The 17,663-nt window shown below is 61.3% G+C and carries 20 protein-coding genes; 11 read left to right on the top strand and 9 right to left on the bottom strand.

The features are described 5' to 3' along the window. Window positions 1-31: 31 nt before the first annotated feature. The 4 genes from phnE (VGC33_RS18605) to phnC all read right to left on the bottom strand — a co-directional run bounded on the left by phnE (VGC33_RS18605) (window position 32) and on the right by phnC (window position 3,724). Window positions 32-937 carry a phosphonate ABC transporter, permease protein PhnE gene (gene phnE / locus VGC33_RS18605; RefSeq protein WP_331122268.1) on the bottom strand — a complete coding sequence of 302 codons (906 nt, stop codon included), beginning with the start codon at window positions 935-937 and terminating at the stop codon, window positions 32-34. Then, window positions 937-1,800 (bottom strand): phosphonate ABC transporter, permease protein PhnE, encoded by an 864-nt coding sequence (phnE, locus tag VGC33_RS18600; RefSeq protein ID WP_331122267.1) that lies wholly within the window; start codon window positions 1,798-1,800, stop codon window positions 937-939. The genes phnE (VGC33_RS18605) and phnE (VGC33_RS18600) overlap by 1 nt, the downstream gene beginning before the upstream one ends. A gap of 67 nt (window positions 1,801-1,867) precedes the next feature. Next, entirely contained in the window at window positions 1,868-2,800 is a 933-nt protein-coding gene (gene phnD / locus VGC33_RS18595) for a phosphonate ABC transporter substrate-binding protein (protein ID WP_331122266.1), read from the bottom strand. A gap of 90 nt (window positions 2,801-2,890) precedes the next feature. Next, window positions 2,891-3,724, bottom strand: coding sequence for a phosphonate ABC transporter ATP-binding protein (gene phnC, locus VGC33_RS18590; protein ID WP_331122265.1), 834 nt, complete (start codon window positions 3,722-3,724; stop codon window positions 2,891-2,893). Window positions 3,725-4,117: 393 nt separating this feature from the next. Here phnC and phnF point away from each other — a divergent pair, with 393 nt between their 5' ends. From phnF to VGC33_RS18545, 9 genes are all read left to right on the top strand, one after another. Then, a complete protein-coding gene (phnF, locus tag VGC33_RS18585; RefSeq protein WP_331122303.1) occupies window positions 4,118-4,843 on the top strand; it encodes a phosphonate metabolism transcriptional regulator PhnF in 726 nt (241 codons plus the stop codon). Then, the gene (gene phnG, locus VGC33_RS18580; protein WP_331122264.1) at window positions 4,844-5,290 is read left to right on the top strand and encodes a phosphonate C-P lyase system protein PhnG; all 447 of its coding nucleotides are present in this window, start codon (window positions 4,844-4,846) and stop codon (window positions 5,288-5,290) included. It abuts the gene before it with no gap. Further along, window positions 5,290-5,871 carry a phosphonate C-P lyase system protein PhnH gene (phnH, locus tag VGC33_RS18575; RefSeq protein WP_331122263.1) on the top strand — a complete coding sequence of 194 codons (582 nt, stop codon included), beginning with the start codon at window positions 5,290-5,292 and terminating at the stop codon, window positions 5,869-5,871. The genes phnG and phnH overlap by 1 nt, the downstream gene beginning before the upstream one ends. Continuing rightward, window positions 5,871-6,971, top strand: a complete 1,101-nt coding sequence (locus VGC33_RS18570; protein ID WP_331122262.1) for a carbon-phosphorus lyase complex subunit — start codon at window positions 5,871-5,873, stop codon at window positions 6,969-6,971. Before phnH ends, VGC33_RS18570 begins: the two co-directional genes overlap by 1 nt. Beyond that, window positions 6,964-7,818 carry an alpha-D-ribose 1-methylphosphonate 5-phosphate C-P-lyase PhnJ gene (locus VGC33_RS18565; protein WP_331122261.1) on the top strand — a complete coding sequence of 285 codons (855 nt, stop codon included), beginning with the start codon at window positions 6,964-6,966 and terminating at the stop codon, window positions 7,816-7,818. Before VGC33_RS18570 ends, VGC33_RS18565 begins: the two co-directional genes overlap by 8 nt. After that, window positions 7,815-8,603 carry a phosphonate C-P lyase system protein PhnK gene (gene phnK, locus VGC33_RS18560; protein ID WP_331122260.1) on the top strand — a complete coding sequence of 263 codons (789 nt, stop codon included), beginning with the start codon at window positions 7,815-7,817 and terminating at the stop codon, window positions 8,601-8,603. Before VGC33_RS18565 ends, phnK begins: the two co-directional genes overlap by 4 nt. Window positions 8,604-8,638: 35 nt before the next feature. Then, window positions 8,639-9,352, top strand: a complete 714-nt coding sequence (phnL, locus tag VGC33_RS18555; RefSeq protein WP_331122259.1) for a phosphonate C-P lyase system protein PhnL — start codon at window positions 8,639-8,641, stop codon at window positions 9,350-9,352. Then, window positions 9,342-10,478, top strand: coding sequence for an alpha-D-ribose 1-methylphosphonate 5-triphosphate diphosphatase (gene phnM / locus VGC33_RS18550; RefSeq protein ID WP_331122258.1), 1,137 nt, complete (start codon window positions 9,342-9,344; stop codon window positions 10,476-10,478). Before phnL ends, phnM begins: the two co-directional genes overlap by 11 nt. Window positions 10,479-10,621: 143 nt before the next feature. Beyond that, window positions 10,622-11,224 carry a DapH/DapD/GlmU-related protein gene (locus VGC33_RS18545; protein ID WP_331122257.1) on the top strand — a complete coding sequence of 201 codons (603 nt, stop codon included), beginning with the start codon at window positions 10,622-10,624 and terminating at the stop codon, window positions 11,222-11,224. On the opposite strand, the gene VGC33_RS18540 is transcribed toward VGC33_RS18545, so the two are convergent. Then, window positions 11,205-12,095 (bottom strand): LysR family transcriptional regulator, encoded by an 891-nt coding sequence (locus VGC33_RS18540; RefSeq protein ID WP_331122256.1) that lies wholly within the window; start codon window positions 12,093-12,095, stop codon window positions 11,205-11,207. The genes VGC33_RS18545 and VGC33_RS18540 overlap by 20 nt on opposite strands. Window positions 12,096-12,275: 180 nt before the next feature. Between VGC33_RS18540 and VGC33_RS18535 the strand changes: the two genes are divergently transcribed. Next, window positions 12,276-13,019 carry a sulfite exporter TauE/SafE family protein gene (locus VGC33_RS18535; RefSeq protein ID WP_414636959.1) on the top strand — a complete coding sequence of 248 codons (744 nt, stop codon included), beginning with the start codon at window positions 12,276-12,278 and terminating at the stop codon, window positions 13,017-13,019. On the opposite strand, the gene VGC33_RS18530 is transcribed toward VGC33_RS18535, so the two are convergent. The 3 genes from VGC33_RS18530 to VGC33_RS18520 all read right to left on the bottom strand — a co-directional run bounded on the left by VGC33_RS18530 (window position 13,016) and on the right by VGC33_RS18520 (window position 15,853). Further along, entirely contained in the window at window positions 13,016-13,429 is a 414-nt protein-coding gene (locus VGC33_RS18530; RefSeq protein ID WP_331122254.1) for a VOC family protein, read from the bottom strand. The genes VGC33_RS18535 and VGC33_RS18530 overlap by 4 nt on opposite strands. A 145-nt stretch (window positions 13,430-13,574) precedes the next feature. After that, on the bottom strand, window positions 13,575-14,744 hold the full coding sequence (locus VGC33_RS18525) for an epoxide hydrolase family protein (RefSeq protein WP_331122253.1): 1,170 nt from the start codon (window positions 14,742-14,744) through the stop codon (window positions 13,575-13,577). Window positions 14,745-14,887: 143 nt separating this feature from the next. Continuing rightward, on the bottom strand, window positions 14,888-15,853 hold the full coding sequence (locus tag VGC33_RS18520) for an AraC family transcriptional regulator (RefSeq protein WP_331122252.1): 966 nt from the start codon (window positions 15,851-15,853) through the stop codon (window positions 14,888-14,890). 82 nt (window positions 15,854-15,935) lie between these two features. Here VGC33_RS18520 and VGC33_RS18515 point away from each other — a divergent pair, with 82 nt between their 5' ends. Next, a complete protein-coding gene (locus VGC33_RS18515) occupies window positions 15,936-17,162 on the top strand; it encodes an MFS transporter (protein WP_331122251.1) in 1,227 nt (408 codons plus the stop codon). Between the two features lie 67 nt (window positions 17,163-17,229). On the opposite strand, the gene VGC33_RS18510 is transcribed toward VGC33_RS18515, so the two are convergent. Next, complete coding sequence (locus VGC33_RS18510) at window positions 17,230-17,421, bottom strand: hypothetical protein (protein WP_331122250.1); 192 nt, start codon at window positions 17,419-17,421, stop codon at window positions 17,230-17,232. Window positions 17,422-17,663: the final 242 nt, after the last annotated feature.

The raw sequence follows: 17,663 nt of genomic DNA, 5'->3' as shown, positions 1-17,663 counted from the left end.
CGCGGACGGGACGAGGCGTCGCACTACGCTACTATTTTGTCTCGCGCGCCGTCCGCGGCGGCTGGAACAAGGGAATGTCCTGGCCGGTAATGTATTTCCTGCGCAGCAGGGACGAGACCTTATCCATGATCATGACCACCGCCACCAGCACCAGGGTGATAAACATCACCACATCCCAGTTCCACAGGCGCATATTTTCCGCGTAGACCAGCCCCACCCCGCCCGCGCCGACAAAACCCAGCACCGCGGCGGAGCGGGTATTGGACTCAATCTGGTACAGGCTCAGCGCCAGGAAGGTGGGAAAAGACTGGGTATAGATACCAAATCGCTGTTTTTGCACGGAATTGGCGCCCACCGCGCTCAGGCCGCGGCCGGGCGATTTATCCACCGCCTCGTGGCCTTCGGCGTACAGCTTGCCGAGCAGGCCGACGTCCTGCACGATAATCGCCATCACCCCGGCCAGCGGCCCCATGCCGACCGCGCGCACGAACACCATGCCCCAGATGGCCATATCGATACCGCGAAAAATATCAAACGCGTGGCGCACCACTTGGGCGATGGGCCGCAGCGCCGGCGTGGACATTACGTTGCGCGCCGCCAGAAATGACAGGGGCAAGGCAATCAGGGTGGCGGTAAGGGTGCCGACCCAGACAATGGCGATGGTAAGGAATATCTGCCCGAGATAATAGGCAAACGGCCAGTTGGCCACATCATGCCAAACCAGCATACGAGCCAGATAATGGCCGATTTGTCGGCAGCCGAGCAGGAAACGCGGCCACGGCAGGCCGAACGCCGCAAAAAAATACGCATAATACAGCACGACGGCGGCGGTCATCAGCCCCAGCCGGCGCAGATAACGGTTTTGCCGCGCAAAAATATCCTGGTGCCGCCGTCTGGATTCCGCCAGCGCCTGCGGTGATAGCCTGGTAATTAACATTAGCCTTTTCCCTCCACCACCCATTTGCGCAGCCTGCCGGAAATAGAATCCAGCAGCGCCACCACCAGGATAATCAGCAGTAAGGTCATGCTGACCTGATCATACTGATCGAGTTTGATATTGGTCATCAGCTCCTGGCCGATGCCCCCCGCCCCCACCAGCCCAAGGATGGTCGACAGGCGGAAATTGATCTCCAGGCGCATAAAGCTGTAGGACATGAATATCGGTTTCACCTGCGGCCAGAGGCCAAAACGCATGCGCTGCAACGTCCCCGCGCCGCAGGCGGACAGTCCGCGCACCGGTTTGTCCGAGGCGGACTCAATGGATTCGTAGAATAATTTGGTCAGGCTGCCGACGGTATGCACGGCAAGCGTCAGGAAACCGGGGAAAGCGCCGATGCCGAACGCCATGACAAACATGACCGCCCACGCCAGCTCGGGCATGGTGCGCAAAAACGCCACCAGCGTACGCAGCGCAAAGCGCAACGGCGCGGGGCTGCGGGTGTTGTTGGCCGCCAAAAACGCCAGCACGCCGGCCACCAGCACGGATAATATCGTCGAGGCCAGCGCCAGTTGCACCGTATCCCAAATCAGCGGCAGCTGAATGGGCAGCCGGTAGCCCCAATAAGACAGCGAGCCCAGGGTATGGCGATCGGCGAACAATAGCCGCCAGTGAAGCACGGGAATGGTCTGCGCCAGGTAGTCGAAAAAATGGGGGATGGCAACCCATACCGCGTACAGGTTGAATTCGGCGATATTGCCGGCGCCGAGATACAGCACCACCAACGCTCCCGACCATAGCAGCTGGTCGCGTTTTTGTTTGCGCCGCACCTGATGATAATAGTGATTGAAGTCAGTATTCAAAATAGGCCATCGGTTAATTGCCGGCGGCCGACTGGCGACCGGCGGGGGTTAACATCCACATCGCGCCTTAGCGATTGCCTTTCACCAGGTCACGTTTCAGGTCGATGATATCCTGGAATTCTTTCAGCGAGGTGGGGGCAATATGCTGCTTGCCGCCTACCGCCTTGATAAAGCATTGATGGTCTTCTTTATCCAGCTGACCGATGGCGTCGACCAGCCTGGCTTTAAAGTCCGCCGGCAGGGAGTGGCGCACTAATATCGGGCCGTTGGGGATCATCGGCGATTGCCAGATAATACGGATTTGCTTCATCAAATCAGGATGATCCGCGCGGATCAGGCGGCCGAAGGCGCCGGTGTTATAGCCTTTATCATAATCACCCACCATCGATGCCCAGGTTACCGCCCCCTCGAACTGACCGTTCAGCACGCCTAAAATATCCTGCTCATGGCCGCCGGAAAACGTGATGCTGGAGAAAAAGTTATTGTATTTATTATCGATATTGCCGCCAAACTGCTTTTTGAACACATGATCCGGTATCAAATAGCCCGAGGTGGAATCCTGGTCGGCGTAACCAAAGGATTTACCTTTCAAATCTTCCAGGGTTTTATAGGGGCTGTCGGCCTTGACCACCACCACCGAATGATAGCCTCTGGACTGGTCGGTATCGTCCACCACAATACCCGCCAGATCGACCGCGTTGGGATTGGCGAGATACACCGAGGCGAAGGACGACGGCGACATGCTCAACACCATATCCACCTTGTCGCCCAATAACCCCTGGATGACGCCGGAATAATCGGAGGAATTGCGCAATTTGGTATCGACGTTTAATTTTTTATCCATAAAATCTTTTACACACATATTGTCGCCGATCTGCTGCGTCGCATTCTGCCCGCCGAGAATGCCCAGGTTAAGTTCTTTCGGGGCATCGGCCGCACCGGCATTAAAAGTCATGATGGCGCCGGCCAGTAAGGTTATCAGGGAACATGTCTTTTTCATTAAAATAGCCTTTATGAGTCAGTGGGGAAAATGGCAAAATCATCGGTTAATCAAGCCTGCGCGCACGTTTAACCGATAGGGATCTGCTTATCAATGAACCTGGGCAATTTCATCGCCATATAATATCTGCAAGACCTGTTCATCCAGCAGATCGGGATGTCCGTCATAAACGATATGTCCCTGGGAAATACCTATTACCCGGGTGCAATATTCTTTTACTAATTCAACGGAATGCAGGTTGATCAAAACGGAAATATTATTTTCCGCAACGTTTTTCAGCGCCCCCATTATGCGGTGGGTATTTTTTGGGTCGAGGGAGGCGACCGGTTCATCCGCCAGCATTATTTTCGGGTTTTGCATCAGCGCGCGGCAAATGGCCACCCGCTGCATTTGCCCGCCCGACAGATGCTCCGCCCGTTGCAGGGCGTGGGGCAACATGTTTAACCATTGCAGGAGGTCAATCGCCCTGGCGCGATCGCTATCGTCGAAGATTTTAAACAGGGATTTCAGCGTCGAGGTCTGGCTTAAGCGTCCGAGCAGAACATTAGTAATCACGTCAAGGCGCGGCACCAGGCAAAAATCCTGGAAGATCATGCCGCACTGCGCGCGCCAGCGCCGCATCTGGCGCGCCGGCAGCCGGGCGATATTCAGCGTGCCGCCGTCTTGCGCGTAATGCAGGATTTCGCCGCCCGAGGCGGGCAGCGAGCCGTTAAGGATGTGCAGCAGGGTGGATTTGCCGGCGCCGGAACGGCCGATGACCGCGACGAACTCACCGGCGTAGAGGTCAAAATTAATGTCCTGCAGCACCTTATTCTGTGGGTTGAAATGCTTATTCAATCCCCGGACCGCCAGGACCTTTTTTTGTTGCAGCGCCAGTTGCGCGGGATCATCGGGTTGCGCCAGTTTCAACATTGCCTGTGCCATATGTTTACTCCGGAATAAGACTACCGAACCACTATGGAGTGCTATTAACGGATTAATATATGACAGCAGGATGATCTTATCATGATGCTCGGATGACGCTTGCTCGCCCTAATAAATTATCCAGAATAAAGTCAATATAGTTTATTCCCGCCGCGACAAAAAATACCTTTTTTCTCATTGAAGGCAGGCGGCCGGGGGCAAGTCCTGTTTTAGCGCGGGTAAAAAATAACTATTCATTATGCTGTCATCTTATATTAACCGGTCTGTCATCTTGCGCCGCCATTATGCTACGCAATGCCATAACGGAATATTATTCATGCTGTATGACACCGTCTTGTCCCATTCCGCAGTTTTGCCCTTAAAATCCGCCGCCCAGTGGAGATTTTTATCATGATGCAGTTATCTAGACATCCAACCAGTTACCCCACGCTTTATCAACATATCGCCGCGCAGCTGGAGCAAGAGTTGCGCACGCAGTACCACGGCGGCGAATATTTGCCGTCGGAGCAACGCCTGGCGGAGCGCTACCAGGTTAACCGCCATACCCTCAGGCGCGCGGTGGATCAACTGGTGGAACGCGGCTGGCTGCAACGGCGGCACGGCGTCGGCATCCTGGTGCTGATGCGGCCATATGACTATCCGCTGCATGCCCAGGCGCATTTTAGCCAGAACCTGCTGGACCAGGGCAGCCATCCCACCAGCGAACTGCTGCTGGCGGTGCTGCGGCCGTGCGGCGTGCCGGTGGCCAGCGCGCTGTGCTGCGAGATCGGCGCCTCCGTGATTCATTTACGCACCCTGCGCCGGGTAAACGGCGTGCCGCTAAGCGTTATCGACCACTACCTGCCGGACCTGGAATGGTGGCCCGAGCTGCAGCGGTTCGCGAGCGGATCGCTGCATGAATTTATCCACGCGCGCCTCGGGTACAAATTGGCGCGCAGGCAAACCCGCATCAGCGCCCGGCGGGCGCAGACCAAGGAAAGCCAGCTTCTGGAAGTGGCCAATCAAATCCCGCTGCTTTGCGTGCGCACGCTTAATACCCGCGGCGACACCGACCGGATAGCCGAATACTCCTTCACCCTGGCGCGCGCCGATATGATTGAACTGACGATGGAGCACTGAATGTATAGCCAACAGCAAAGACAACGCTGGATGTCGGTACTGGCGTCCTCCCCCGCCGCCGAACTGCTGGACGGGTGGCGCGCGCTGGATCTCAAGGTCCCTTTCGCCGTTATCCGCGCGCCTGAAACCGGGCTTACCCAGCTTATCGGGCGCATGGGCGCCACCGGACGCCGTTTTGTCCTGGGCGATATGACGGTCACCCGGGCGGTGGTCCGCCTGGACAGCGGCCCCTACGGCTACAGCTATGTGGCCGGACGCGATAAGGCCCATGCCGAGCTGTGCGCCCTGGCGGACGCCGTGCTGCAACGAGCTGAACATCATGAACGCCTGCACCGGCAGCTCATCGAGCCGCTGTCCGCAAGGCTGCGGGAGCAGCATCAATCACGGGCGCGTGAAATCGCCGCCAGCCGCGTGGACTTCTTTACCCTGGTAAGGGGGGATAACTGATGACGCTACTGCCTGGATTTACTCAACCCGTGCACCAGTCACAGCAGGTTTTTCGCCTGATCCTCAAGGCCCTAAGCGAACCCGGCAGCCGGGTAATCCTGCCGGTAAACGACGGCTGGCGCCCGCTGGGCAAGGCCGCCACCGGCGTGCTGCTGACGCTTGCCGACGCAGAAACGCCGCTCGCCATCAGCCCGGCCCTGGGCAGCGATAGCGTTATCAACAACCTGCGTTTCCATACCGGCGCGCCGCTGGCCGAACGCCCGGCGCTCGCCGGCCTTGCCGTCTTCGATAACCGGCTTACCGCCGCGCAGCTCGAGGCATTGCCCTATGGCACTGACATTTCCCCCGAGCTTGGCGCCATGGTATTGGTGCAAATCGACAGCCTGGACGATGGCGCGGCGCTGCGCCTGAGCGGACCGGGCATTGAACACCCGCGCCGGGCGGCACCCGCGCTGCCGGCGGCGTTGCTGGATTACCTGATCAACCGGCCGCGGCGTTTCCCGCTGGGCCTGGATTTTCTGCTGGCCTGCGACGACGGCCTGATGGCCATTCCCAGGACCACCCATGTGGAGGTGTGCTGATGTATGTTGCGGTGAAAGGCGGGGAAAAGGCGATTGATGCCGCCCATCAGCTACAGGAACATCTGCGCCGTGGCGACGACGCGATCCCGGCGATCGGCTGCGGACAGATCGATCAACAGCTCGGCCTGGCGGTGGATCGGGTCATGACCGAGGGCGGCATTTATGACCGGCAACTGGCGTCGTTGGCGATAAAACAGGCCAGCGGCGATCTGGTCGAGGCCATCTTCCTGCTGCGGGCTTATCGCACCACCCTGCCGCGCCTGGCGGTGAGCGAACCGATCGCCACGGAAAAAATGCGCCTGGAGCGCCGTATCTCGGCGGTTTATAAAGATCTGCCCGGCGGTCAGGTGCTGGGGCCGACCTATGACTATACCCACCGGCTGCTGGAATTCGCCCTGCTGGCGGAGGGCGCGCCGGCACCTATCGCGCCGCGCGCCGACGACCCGTTGCCCGATGAGTGCGCCCATGTGTTCAGCCTGCTGGGCCGGGAGCAACTGGCGCCGGAGGAACGGGACGACGGCGCCGCGCCGGACGATATCACCCGCCGCCCGCCGGCCTATCCCGGCTCGCGCTCCGCCCGGCTGCAACAGCTGGTGCGCGGTGACGAGGGTTTTCTGCTGGCGTTAAGCTACTCGGGACAGCGCGGCTACGGCCGCACCCATCCCTTTGCCGGCGAAATACGCAGCGGTTACGTGACGGTCGCCATTGTGCCGGAAGAGCTGGGGTTTGCCATTGATATCGGCGAGATCCTGCTGACGGAGTGCGAAATGGTCAACGGCTTTACCGACCCCGCCGACAGGCCTGCGCATTTTACCCGCGGCTACGGGCTGGTCTTCGGCCGCGCGGAACGCAAGGCGATGTCCATGGCCCTGGTCGACCGCGCCCTGCAATGCGGCGAGTACGGCGAGAACGTCGACAGTCCGGCCCAGGACGAAGAGTTCGTCCTGTCGCACGCCGATAACGTGGAGGCGGCGGGATTTGTTTCCCATCTTAAGCTGCCGCATTACGTCGATTTCCAGGCCGAACTGGAGTTGCTTAAACGTCTGCGCCGGGAATTCGTCCACGGCAACGGCGGTGGATCGGAGAAGCACGATGAGTGAAACATTAGCCGGTTACAACCCGGGTTATCTCGATGAACAAACCAAGCGCATGATCCGCCGCGCCATTCTCAAGGCGGTGGCCATTCCGGGTTACCAGGTGCCGTTCGGCGGACGCGAAATGCCGATGCCTTACGGCTGGGGCACCGGCGGGGTCCAGCTGACCGCCAGCATTATCGGCCGCGCCGATGTGCTGAAAGTGATTGACCAGGGCGCGGACGATACCACCAACGCGGTGTCTATCCGCCGCTTTTTCCAGCGGGTGGCGGGCGTCGCCACCACCGAGCGCACCACCCGGGCCACGCTTATCCAGACCCGCCACCGCATCCCGGAAACGCCGCTGGCGGCGGATCAAATCCTGATTTACCAGGTGCCGATCCCCGAACCACTGCGCTTTATCGAACCGCGCGAAACCGAAACCCGCAAAATGCACGCCCTGGAAGAATACGGCGTCATGCAGGTCAAACTGTACGAGGATATCGCCCGTTACGGCCATATCGCCACCACATACGCCTATCCGGTAATGGTGAACGATCGGTATGTGATGGACCCGTCGCCCATTCCCAAATTCGATAACCCCAAAATGCATATGATGCCGGCGCTACAGCTGTTCGGCGCCGGGCGTGAAAAACGCATCTACGCCCTGCCGCCCTTTACCCGCGTCAGGAGCCTGGATTTCGACGACCATCCCTTTAGCGTGCAGCGCTGGGAGCAGCCCTGCGCGCTGTGCGGGTCCCGCGCCAGCTACCTGGACGAAGTGGTGCTGGACGATGTGGGCAATCGCATGTTTATTTGCTCCGATACCGATTTTTGCCGGCAGCAGCTGGCGCAACAGGGGGATCCCCTATGACCTTCGCATCGCTTTCCCCGACGCCGCTGCTGTCGGTTGAACACCTCACGCACCTGTATGCGCCGGGAAAAGGCTTCAGCGACGTCTCGTTCGATATCTATCCCGGCGAGGTGGTCGGCATCGTCGGCGAATCCGGCTCGGGTAAAACCACGCTGCTGAAAGCCATTTCCGCGCGGCTGACGCCGCAGGCAGGCCGCATAGCCTATTGCCCGCCGGACGGACCGGGGCGCGATCTGTACGCCATGTCGGAAAGCGACCGCCGCCGCCTGCTGCGCACCGAATGGGGCGTGGTGCATCAGCAGCCGCTCGATGGGCTGCGTCCGCGCGTCTCCGCCGGCGGCAATATCGGCGAACGCCTGATGGCCGTCGGCCAGCGTCATTATGGCGAGATCCGGCAACAGGCCGGCCGCTGGCTGGAGGATGTGGAAATCCCGGCGGCGCGCATTGATGATTTGCCCACCACCTTTTCCGGCGGCATGCAGCAGCGGCTGCAAATTGCCCGCAACCTGGTCACCCGGCCACGGCTGGTGTTTATGGATGAGCCGACCGGCGGACTGGATGTGTCGGTACAGGCCAGGCTGCTCGATCTGCTGCGCGGTCTGGTGGTGGAGATGCAGCTGGCGGCGGTGATCGTCACGCACGATCTCGGCGTGGCGCGCCTGTTGGCCCATCGCCTGCTGGTGATGAAAGAAGGACGGGTAGTGGAGAGCGGACTGACCGATCGGGTGCTGGACGATCCGCATCATCCCTATACCCAGCTATTGGTCTCATCGGTCTTATCCTGAGACGCGGCCAACCCTATACCCTATGGAACCATCGGATGAATACGCAATTACGGGTCGAACATCTTAGCAAAACCTTTGTACTGCATCAGCAAAACGGCGTGCGCCTGCCGGTGCTGCGCGACGCCAGCCTGACGGTCAAAAGCGGTGAATGCCTGGTGCTGCACGGCCACTCCGGCAGCGGCAAATCCACGCTGCTGCGTTCGCTCTACGCCAATTACCTGCCCGACCAGGGCCATATCTGGATACGGCATCAGGGCGGATGGCTGGATATGGTCCAGGCCGAGGCGCGGCAAATCCTGGCGGTGCGCCGCCATACCGTCGGCTGGGTCAGTCAGTTTTTACGGGTCATCCCCCGCATCAGCGCCCTGGACCTGGTGATGCAGCCGCTGCTGGAGCTGGGCGTCGGGCGCGAACAGTGCCGCGCCCGCGCCGAGGAACTGCTCGACCGGCTGAACGTGCCGCGGCGGTTATGGCATTTGGCGCCCTCCACCTTTTCCGGCGGCGAGCAGCAGCGGGTCAATATCGCGCGCGGTTTTATCATCGATTATCCGGTACTGCTGCTTGACGAGCCGACCGCGTCGCTCGACGGGCGCAACGGCGCGGCGGTGGTCGCCCTGATCGAGCAGGCCAAACAGCGCGGCGCCGCCATTGTCGGCATTTTCCATGACGACGCCGTGCGCCAGCGGGTGGCCGACCGCCTTTATGAAATGCAACCCTCCGGCGAGGTGAACACTCTCGATGATCATTAATAACGTTAAACTGATATTAAAGGATGAGATTATCAGCGGCTCGCTGGAGACGCGGGACGGCCTGATTATCGGCTACGCCGAAAGCGCCAGTCAATTGCCCCAGGCGTTGGACGGCGACGGCGGCTGGCTGCTGCCCGGGTTAATCGAGCTGCATACCGATAATATGGATAAATTCTTTACCCCGCGCCCGAATGTCGACTGGCCGGCGCATTCCGCCATGAGCAGCCATGACGCGCTGATGGTGGCCAACGGCATCACCACCGTGCTGGACGCGGTGGCGATAGGCGATGTGCGCGACGGCGGACACCGGGCCGGCACGCTGCAAAAAATGATCGACGCCATCGTCGCCAGCCACGCCTGTGGCGCCACCCGCGCCGAACACCGTCTGCACTTGCGCTGTGAATTGCCCCACGGCAGCACCTTGGGTCTGTTTGAGCAATTTATGGATCAGCCGGCGGTGGCGCTGGTGTCGTTAATGGATCATTCGCCGGGCCAGCGGCAGTTTGTCTCCTCGGTGAAATACCGTGAATACACCCAGGGCAAATACCATCTCAACGATCGGCAAATGGATGCGTTCGAGCAGGAGCAGATCGCCCTGGCCCAGCGCTGGTCGGCGGCCAATCGCGCGGCGATTGCCGCCCACTGCCGCCAGCGCGGCATCACCCTGGCCAGCCATGACGACGCCACCGTGGCGCACGTGGAGGAATCGCGCGCCCTGGGCAGCGCCATCGCCGAATTTCCCACCACCGAGGCGGCGGCGCGCGCTTCGCACCAACTGGGGCTGCAGGTGTTGATGGGCGCGCCGAATATCGTGCGCGGCGCGTCGCATTCGGGCAATGTGGCGGCCCATCATCTGGCCTCGGTCGGCGTGCTGGATATTCTCTCCTCCGACTACTACCCGGCCAGCCTGCTGGACGCCGCGTTTCGCATCGCGGCGGACGAGACCAACGGGTTCAGCCTGCCGCGGGCGGTGATGCTGATGACCGGCAATCCGGCGCGGGCGCTGGGACTCGGCGATCGCGGCCTGATTGCCGAAGGCTTACGGGCGGATCTGGTCCTGGCCCACCGCCATAGCGGACATGTCTATGTGAAAAATGTCTGGCGGCAAGGGCGGCAGGTCTTCTAACGGGGGTCACCGCCAACTTTCAGCCCCGCGGCGGGGGCAATCGGCAGCCGGTGGGGCTGGTATCGCCGCCCGGTGGGCCTTCCCGCCGGTCTCTCGCGCCGATCCGCCGCTGCGTATTCGTTATCCTGACAGGAACCCAACTCATGACATCCCGGTCACAACCAAAAATCGGCAAAAACGTGGTATTAAACGGCTCCCGCCTCGGCCAGTATGTTCATCTGGGCGATGAGGCTATCCTCGAGGAGGTGGACATGGGCGATTACTCCTATACCGACGGTCATAACAAGATTAACTACGCCACCATCGGCAAATTTGTTTCGATTGCCTCCTATGTGCGCATCAACCCGGGCAACCATCCCACCTATCAGCGCATCGCCCAGCATCATTTTACCTACCGCAGTTCAGCCTATGGCCTGGGCGCCGACGACGAGGCGTTTTTCGACTGGCGGCGCGAACGGCATGTGACCATCGGCCATGATGTCTGGATCGGCCATAACGCCACCATTATGCCCGGCGTGACCATCGGCAACGGCGCGGTTATCGGCACCGCGTCGGTAGTGACCAAAGACGTCGAGCCTTACGCCATTGTCGCCGGCGTGGCGGCAAAACCCATCGGCCGCCGTTTCAGCGATGCGCTGATCGAACGCATAGAGCGCAGCCAGTGGTGGCACTGGGATCATGAGACGCTGCAACAGCGTCTGGCGGATTTTCGCGATATGGACCGTTTTATCGAACGCTATTTGTAAGAAAATCCACCAGCCGCCTCGCCGGCAACGGCAGTTCGGCATGGGAGCGCACGGCGATAAACAGTTGCCGCCGGGTCCAGGGTTCATCCAGCGGGATATAGGTCACGCCGCCAACCTCCGGCCCGTTTGCCGCCATGGCGATGGGCAATACGGCAATCCCCGCGCCGCCCGCCACCATGCGCTGGACATTCTCCAGGCCGCGCACCCTGGCCCGCAGCCGCAGGGGTTTGCCGCTACGGAGGGCATGCCCGGCGATATGCTGCGCCAGCGCGTTGTCCTCCGGCAGGCCGATAAACTCATGATCCAGCGCCTCGCTGAAGCCGACCCGCCGGCGCCGCGCCAGGGCATGTCCCGGCGGCACAGCCAGCACCAGGCGATCGGCCCTAAAAGGCCATGTTTCCAATCCGCTGAAATCCGCATGGTCCGCCGCGATACCGATATCCGCCGCGCCCCGCGCCACCGCGCGGGTAATCTCCAGGCTTGGCCGTTCATCCAGTTCGATATCGACGCCGGGATGCAGCCGCAGGAAATCGCACAGCGGTCCGGGCAAGAATTGTCCCAGCGCCACGGTGTTTGCCAACAGCCGGACCTCCCCCTTGATGCCTTGCGTAAACGCGCTTAATTCTCCCGACAGATGGGCGGCCTGCCGCAGGATGATTTTTGCCTGCCCATATACCAGCCTTCCCGCCGCCGTGGCCGTAACGCCCCGGTGGCGGCGGTTCAGCAGGCTGACGCCCGCTTCCCGTTCCAGGCCGGCGATGCGGGCGCTGGCGGAAGACAGGGACAGGCAGGCCTTGCCCGCGCCGGCGGTGATGCTGCCGGCGTCAATGGTCCAGACCAGCAGGCGTAAATCGGTCAGGTCAAAATGCATGGCATTACCCGCCTTATGTCATGCGGCTGAAACGCATTATGGGTCCGCCGGAGGGGTGGGGCTTAAACACCCCGGGCCACCCTTCGGAAAAAACGAAGGTTCAGTTAAAAACATACACATTGTGCCGTATCCGTTACCGGGCAAATATAGGGGTACCCACATTTTAAAGAAAATCTCATGATGGAATTTATACCGTATATCCTCCTGATCGGGTTCACTTTCCTGCTTGCCGGCACGGTTAAGGGCGTCATTGGCCTTGGCCTGCCCACCGTGGCCATGGGCATGCTGGGCGTGGTGATGCCGCCCGCGCAGGCGGCCGCGTTGCTGATTATCCCTTCGCTGGTGACGAATATATGGCAGTTGTGCCGCGGGCCGCGGTGGACGCTATTATGCCGCCGTCTATGGCCGATGCTGTTGGCCATATGCCTGGGCACGTGGTACGGCACCAGCATGATGACGGGCGGGATGGCCGCCTGGACATCGCTGTGGCTAGGGAGCCTGCTGATAATCTACGCGCTGGTGAGCCTGTTCAACCGGCAGTCGCGGGTAGCGGCGTCGGCGGAAAAATGGCTGGGGCCGCTGGTTGGCGTCGCGACCGGGCTGATGACCGGCGCCACCGGAGTGTTTGTTATTCCCGCGGTCCCCTATCTCAATGCCCTGTCCCTGGAGCGGGATCTGCTTATCCAGGCGCTGGGCCTGTCGTTTACCGTCTCGACCCTGGCCCTGGCGGCCAGCCTCGCCTGGCATCATATGCTGGAGTTCAACGCGCTGGGCCTGTCGCTGCTGGCCGTGATCCCCGCGCTGGCGGGCATGTTTTTCGGCGCCTGGCTGCGCGCCGTCATCAGTCCCGGGCTGTTTCGCCGCTGCTTTTTGCTGGGCCTGCTCGGCCTGGGACTGGAAATCGTCTGGAAACATTTTCCCTAGGCGGCGCCGGCGTCCGCCTCGTCGCCCCAGGCGCGGTTTTGCAGCACCAGCCGATAGCCGTCATGATCCTGAAAGGTCTTGCCCGCCACATCCCAGTAAGGATTAAACGACACCACCCGCTCAAAACCCGCCTCTCCCAGACGTTGGCAGGACCGCCGCCACTGCGGCTCATCCGGCAGGTACAGCACCAGCAGATCTTCCGGCGTCGGCGCCGGCGGCACCGGGTGCTGCTCGCAAAGGGTAAACTCGAAATGCCAGGGCAAACCCTCCGCGCCGAGCATCACGCCGTTAAACCCGTTATGGCCGGTAAAGCTGCTCAACACTTGCATACCCAGGCCCTGGCAGTACATTTCCCGGCTGAGGTCAAGGTTAGTAACGGGGCGGGCGATACGCATATGCGATGTCAGCATGGTAAGATCTCCGGGTTCAACAGGACCGTGGTCCTTGAATAACGATTCTGATGCCACTGTAATACATAACCGCCGTCCAGGCATAGTGGCTTCCGTCATCGCAAATAAGCGTCTTGCCGGGGAGAAAAAGCCTGTAAAAGCCGTGTCAACGCTGGCTGGCCGATTCGCGCAGCGGCCGGAAGAACGCCCGGATGTCCTCCGCCAGCGCCCGCGGTTGCTCCATCGCGGCAAAATGGCCGCCCCGGGGCATAACGGTCCAGCGCCGGACATTATATCCGCGCTCCACCCAGGAGCGCGGCGGCATCGGTAGCTCGGCCGGGAATTGTGCCACCCCCAATGGCGGCAGGATACGCTGCCCCTGTTGCAGCTGCATCGGCCGCGCCCGCCCCTCGACATACATCCTGAAGGACGAGCCGATGGTTTGGGTGAACCAGTACAATGAAATATGGGTTAACAGGGCGTCGAGCGAAACCGCATGCTCAATCTCGCCCCCGCAGTCGCTCCAGGCCTGGAATTTTTCCGCTATCCACGCCGCCAGCCCGGCGGGAGAGTCGTTCAGTCCAAACGCCAGGCTTTGCGGTTTGGTGCCCTGCAACCGGCCGTAAGCGCCCTGCTGGTCGGCCCAGGCCGCCACCCGATCCTGGAACTGCCGCTCCTCTTCGCTAACCGCGGGCTGATCTTCTCCCAGGTAAGGCCGATACGACCCCGGGATAAAGTTAAGATGCAACCCGGCCATCCTCTCGGGATATCGGCAGGCCAGCCAGCTGGACACTCCGGCGCCGATATCGCCGCCCTGGGCGCCGAAGCGTTCATACCCCAGGTTCGTCATCAATCCGGCCCATAGCCCGGCGACCTCATAAGACCCGGTGCCTTTGACCGCCGGCGCGGTGGAAAATCCATAGCCCGGCAGCGAAGGCACCACCACATGGAACGCATCACGCGCATCACCACCATGGCTGCCCGGATCGGCCAGCAGGGGGATGATGGCCTCCATCTCCAAAAACGATCCCGGCCAGCCGTGCGTCAGCACCAGCGGCAGCGGCGCGGGCCCGGTTCCCCGCTGATGCACAAAATGGATCTCTTGATCCGCCACCCGTGTCTTAAACTGCGGCAAGGCATTCAGCCGGGTTTCCTGCGCCCGCCAGTCAAAATGATGTTGCCAGTAATCCACCAGCCGGCGCAGGAAACCACTGTCGGTTCCCTCGCTCCAGCCGGCGTCGGTCACCGGGGTAAGCCAGCGGGTGCGGGATAACCGATGGCGCAAATCATCCAGCGCGGATTGACTGATATTAATATGAAAAGGCTGAATATCCATGGCAAGGCTTGCTCCTGGCACTGGCGCCGGTACCGGTGAGGAACCGCGGGCCACGCCTATTGTAGATAGCCTTTAGCTTAGCCGCGACCCCGGGGACTATCAATCTGTTCGCCTGCGCGTCCTCCGATGCCGGACGCCGGACGCTATGCTCCCTGTTTCGCCCCGGTGCGGAAATGGCTCGGCGCCATGCCGATAATGCGCTTAAAGGCGCGGCTGAAGGACGCTTCCGAATCGTAGCCCAGGCGCTGCGCCACCTCTGAAATGCGCGCCGAATCGCGGATAATCCATTGCCGCGCCTGGTGCATGCGCACCTGCGCGACATAACGGGCCGGCGTTTCCCCAACGATGGCGGCGAATTTGCTGGCGAAGCTGGAGCGCGACGCGCCCATCACCCCGGCCAGTTCGGACAAAGGCCAGTCACGATCGGGAGCGGCGTGGATGGCCGCCAGCACGCGGCCGATTTCCGGATTGCGTACCGCGGCAATCCATCCCGCCGCGCTGCCGCAGCCGTGTTCTACCCAGGCTCGGATAATCTGCGCCGCCAGCACATCGGCCAGGCGCGTTACCATGCCGCAGGCGCCCACCCGGTTCATCGCCACCTCGCAGCCCATGGCCTCCAGCAAATGCACAATCGTCGGCTCGCTGCGCATCAGTTCATGGGCGCGCATCATATCAGGCATCATGCGCAGCAACGGATGCAGGCTATCAAGATTAAACCGCATGGAACCGTAGAACAGCACGCAGTGCTCGCCTTCCTCGGCGGCGTTTAAATCGAAAAAATTGCCGGTGATGGACTGGCACTGCCAGCGCGGAAAAAGCTGGGGCGCCACGCCCGGCGCGCTTGCCAGCGCGTGCGCGCTGCCGCGCGGCAACAGCACCGCGTCGCCCGCGTTCAGTTCTTCCCATTCGCCGGCCGGGGTCTGAAGCCAACAGCCCTTCTGGGCCACAAACAGAAAACAGGCCTCCTGGCGGGCCTGAAACGCGAAGGCCCAGGGCGCGGCAAGCTTGCATCGGCCGTACTCCACCCCGTCAAGCCGCAGCCCCCGCAGCATATCGGTTAAGGGATCGTTTAACGACGGCACGCCGGATTTGGACGAATTGTCAAACATTAAGGGTTTCCTAGCATGGATGTTCCAACTCCACGACTGTACCATCCCGATCAATCCTTGCAAAGAATCTCCTGGAGTCCCCATGTCTGAAAAATCCTGTACCGGCGACGAAACACCGTCATGCCCCAGGCCGCGTACCGATAACGGACGGTCCGTGGCGGCCTGGAGCGCGGTGGTTTCACTGTCGCTCGGGGTATTTGCCCTGGTCACGGCGGAATTTTTACCCGCCAGCCTGCTGACGCCGGTCGCCGCCGATCTGGGCATCTCGGACGGAACCGCCGGGCAGGCGGTAACGGCGACCGCGTTGGTGGCCGCCATCGCCGGACCCGTGGTGGTGCTCGGCACCGGTAAGATTGATCGTCGCTCGGTCGTCTGGGGGCTGGCGCTGCTGCTGGTGTTGTCCAACCTGCTCGCCGCCGTCGCCGCCAATATCTGGGTGCTGATTGCCGCCAGGGTATTGCTCGGCATTGCCCTGGGCGGTGTCTGGTCGCTGGCGGCGGCCATTGCCCTGCGGCTGGTGCCGGCCCGGTTATTGCCGCGGGCCATGATGATTATCTTTACCGGCGTTTCGGCGGCCACGGTCTGCGCCCCGGCGCTGGGCGCTTACCTCGGCGATATCATGGGATGGCGCGCGACCTTCCTGGCGGCCGCCGGCATCAGCATCGCCGCGCTGCTGGCGCAGCTGGCTACCCTGCCCCGGCTGCCGCCGGCGGACGTGCCGAGCCTCGACACGTTCTGGCTGCTGCTGCGCCGTCCGGGCATTCGCATCGGCCTGATTACCGTCATGTTTGTCATCTCGGGACATTTTGCCGGCTTTACCTACGTGCGGCCTTTTCTCGAGCAGGTGCCGCGCTTTGATGTGCGCATGATTTCCCTGGTGCTGCTGGCCTTTGGCATCGGCGGCTTTTTCGGCAACCTCGCCGGCGGTTTTATTGCCGAACGCAGCGCCCGCCTGGCCGTGGGACTGGCGGCGATCCTGCTCAGCGTCATGGCATTTCTGCTGCTGGCCGATGGCGCGCTGGCCGTCCTGGCTTTCGCCGCCACCGCCATCTGGGGCTTTGCCTTTGGCGCGCTGCCGGTCAGCTTCCAGACCTGGAATACCCTCGCCGCGCCCGACCATGCGGAAACCGCCGGCGCCCTGCTGGTCACCACATTCCAGATAGCCATTGCGCTTGGCGCGGTGGCGGGCGGCCTGTTGGTGGACGGATTCGGCCCGCCGGGCGCCATTGCCTATAGCGGACTGACGTTGCTTGCCGGCGGCGCGATCATGCTGGTGGTGGGACGGCACAGCGAGCATCGCCCTGGCTGACAGGCTCGCGGCCGTTATTGCCGCGCTTAACGGCCGCGCTATTTATTATCACCTTAGGGTTATCACGTTAATGTAATAACGCGCGTTGCGCGATTTCGCCATTCTCACCACGTCTTGGACCGGCGCCGCTCAGCGCGCCGGATGGGCCGTTAACCACCAGCCTGGATGCAATATTATCGCCCAAGGCCCGGTAGCCCCAAAACAGGTAGGTACTGGCGCTATAGGTTATCGCCACCGTAGCAAAATGGGGGAAAAACATGCGTCCACCCTTGGCCATATTAGTGTTGTGGCCATAATAAGCGGTAACCATGCAAGACGTATAATGACTCTCCTTTTTACCGCAGGTTTGTTGGTTAACTTTCGTCGGTGGCGAATTTGCGCAGTAATATTTCTTTTATGACCGGCAGCAATTGGTTCCATTTCAGCTTGCCCTGCTTATTGCCGGTGACGTTGATAATGCCGGTATTAAACAAATCGGGCCAGCGGGCAAGATGCGCCTGC

The organism is Acerihabitans sp., from assembly GCF_036398755.1.
Taxonomy (GTDB): Bacteria; Pseudomonadota; Gammaproteobacteria; order Enterobacterales; family Enterobacteriaceae; genus Acerihabitans.
This window is presented reverse-complemented; position numbering and strand designations above follow the sequence as displayed.

What these genes read in the sequence shown, in the direction of transcription:
- phnH (WP_331122263.1), top strand. Translation starts at nt 5,290, where the DNA reads ATGACGCTACTGCCTGGATTTACTCAACCCGTGCACCAGTCACAGCAG.
- phnF (WP_331122303.1), top strand. Translation starts at nt 4,118, where the DNA reads ATGCAGTTATCTAGACATCCAACCAGTTACCCCACGCTTTATCAACAT.
- phnL (WP_331122259.1), top strand. Translation starts at nt 8,639, where the DNA reads ATGAATACGCAATTACGGGTCGAACATCTTAGCAAAACCTTTGTACTG.
- VGC33_RS18565 (WP_331122261.1), top strand. Translation starts at nt 6,964, where the DNA reads ATGAGTGAAACATTAGCCGGTTACAACCCGGGTTATCTCGATGAACAA.
- phnK (WP_331122260.1), top strand. Translation starts at nt 7,815, where the DNA reads ATGACCTTCGCATCGCTTTCCCCGACGCCGCTGCTGTCGGTTGAACAC.
- phnC (WP_331122265.1), bottom strand. Translation starts at nt 3,724, where the DNA reads ATGGCACAGGCAATGTTGAAACTGGCGCAACCCGATGATCCCGCGCAA.
- VGC33_RS18545 (WP_331122257.1), top strand. Translation starts at nt 10,622, where the DNA reads ATGACATCCCGGTCACAACCAAAAATCGGCAAAAACGTGGTATTAAAC.
- VGC33_RS18530 (WP_331122254.1), bottom strand. Translation starts at nt 13,429, where the DNA reads ATGCTGACATCGCATATGCGTATCGCCCGCCCCGTTACTAACCTTGAC.
- VGC33_RS18535 (WP_414636959.1), top strand. Translation starts at nt 12,276, where the DNA reads ATGGAATTTATACCGTATATCCTCCTGATCGGGTTCACTTTCCTGCTT.
- VGC33_RS18510 (WP_331122250.1), bottom strand. Translation starts at nt 17,421, where the DNA reads ATGTTTTTCCCCCATTTTGCTACGGTGGCGATAACCTATAGCGCCAGT.
- phnE (WP_331122268.1), bottom strand. Translation starts at nt 937, where the DNA reads ATGTTAATTACCAGGCTATCACCGCAGGCGCTGGCGGAATCCAGACGG.
- VGC33_RS18540 (WP_331122256.1), bottom strand. Translation starts at nt 12,095, where the DNA reads ATGCATTTTGACCTGACCGATTTACGCCTGCTGGTCTGGACCATTGAC.
- VGC33_RS18570 (WP_331122262.1), top strand. Translation starts at nt 5,871, where the DNA reads ATGTATGTTGCGGTGAAAGGCGGGGAAAAGGCGATTGATGCCGCCCAT.
- phnD (WP_331122266.1), bottom strand. Translation starts at nt 2,800, where the DNA reads ATGAAAAAGACATGTTCCCTGATAACCTTACTGGCCGGCGCCATCATG.
- VGC33_RS18515 (WP_331122251.1), top strand. Translation starts at nt 15,936, where the DNA reads ATGTCTGAAAAATCCTGTACCGGCGACGAAACACCGTCATGCCCCAGG.
- phnG (WP_331122264.1), top strand. Translation starts at nt 4,844, where the DNA reads ATGTATAGCCAACAGCAAAGACAACGCTGGATGTCGGTACTGGCGTCC.
- VGC33_RS18520 (WP_331122252.1), bottom strand. Translation starts at nt 15,853, where the DNA reads ATGTTTGACAATTCGTCCAAATCCGGCGTGCCGTCGTTAAACGATCCC.
- phnM (WP_331122258.1), top strand. Translation starts at nt 9,342, where the DNA reads ATGATCATTAATAACGTTAAACTGATATTAAAGGATGAGATTATCAGC.
- VGC33_RS18525 (WP_331122253.1), bottom strand. Translation starts at nt 14,744, where the DNA reads ATGGATATTCAGCCTTTTCATATTAATATCAGTCAATCCGCGCTGGAT.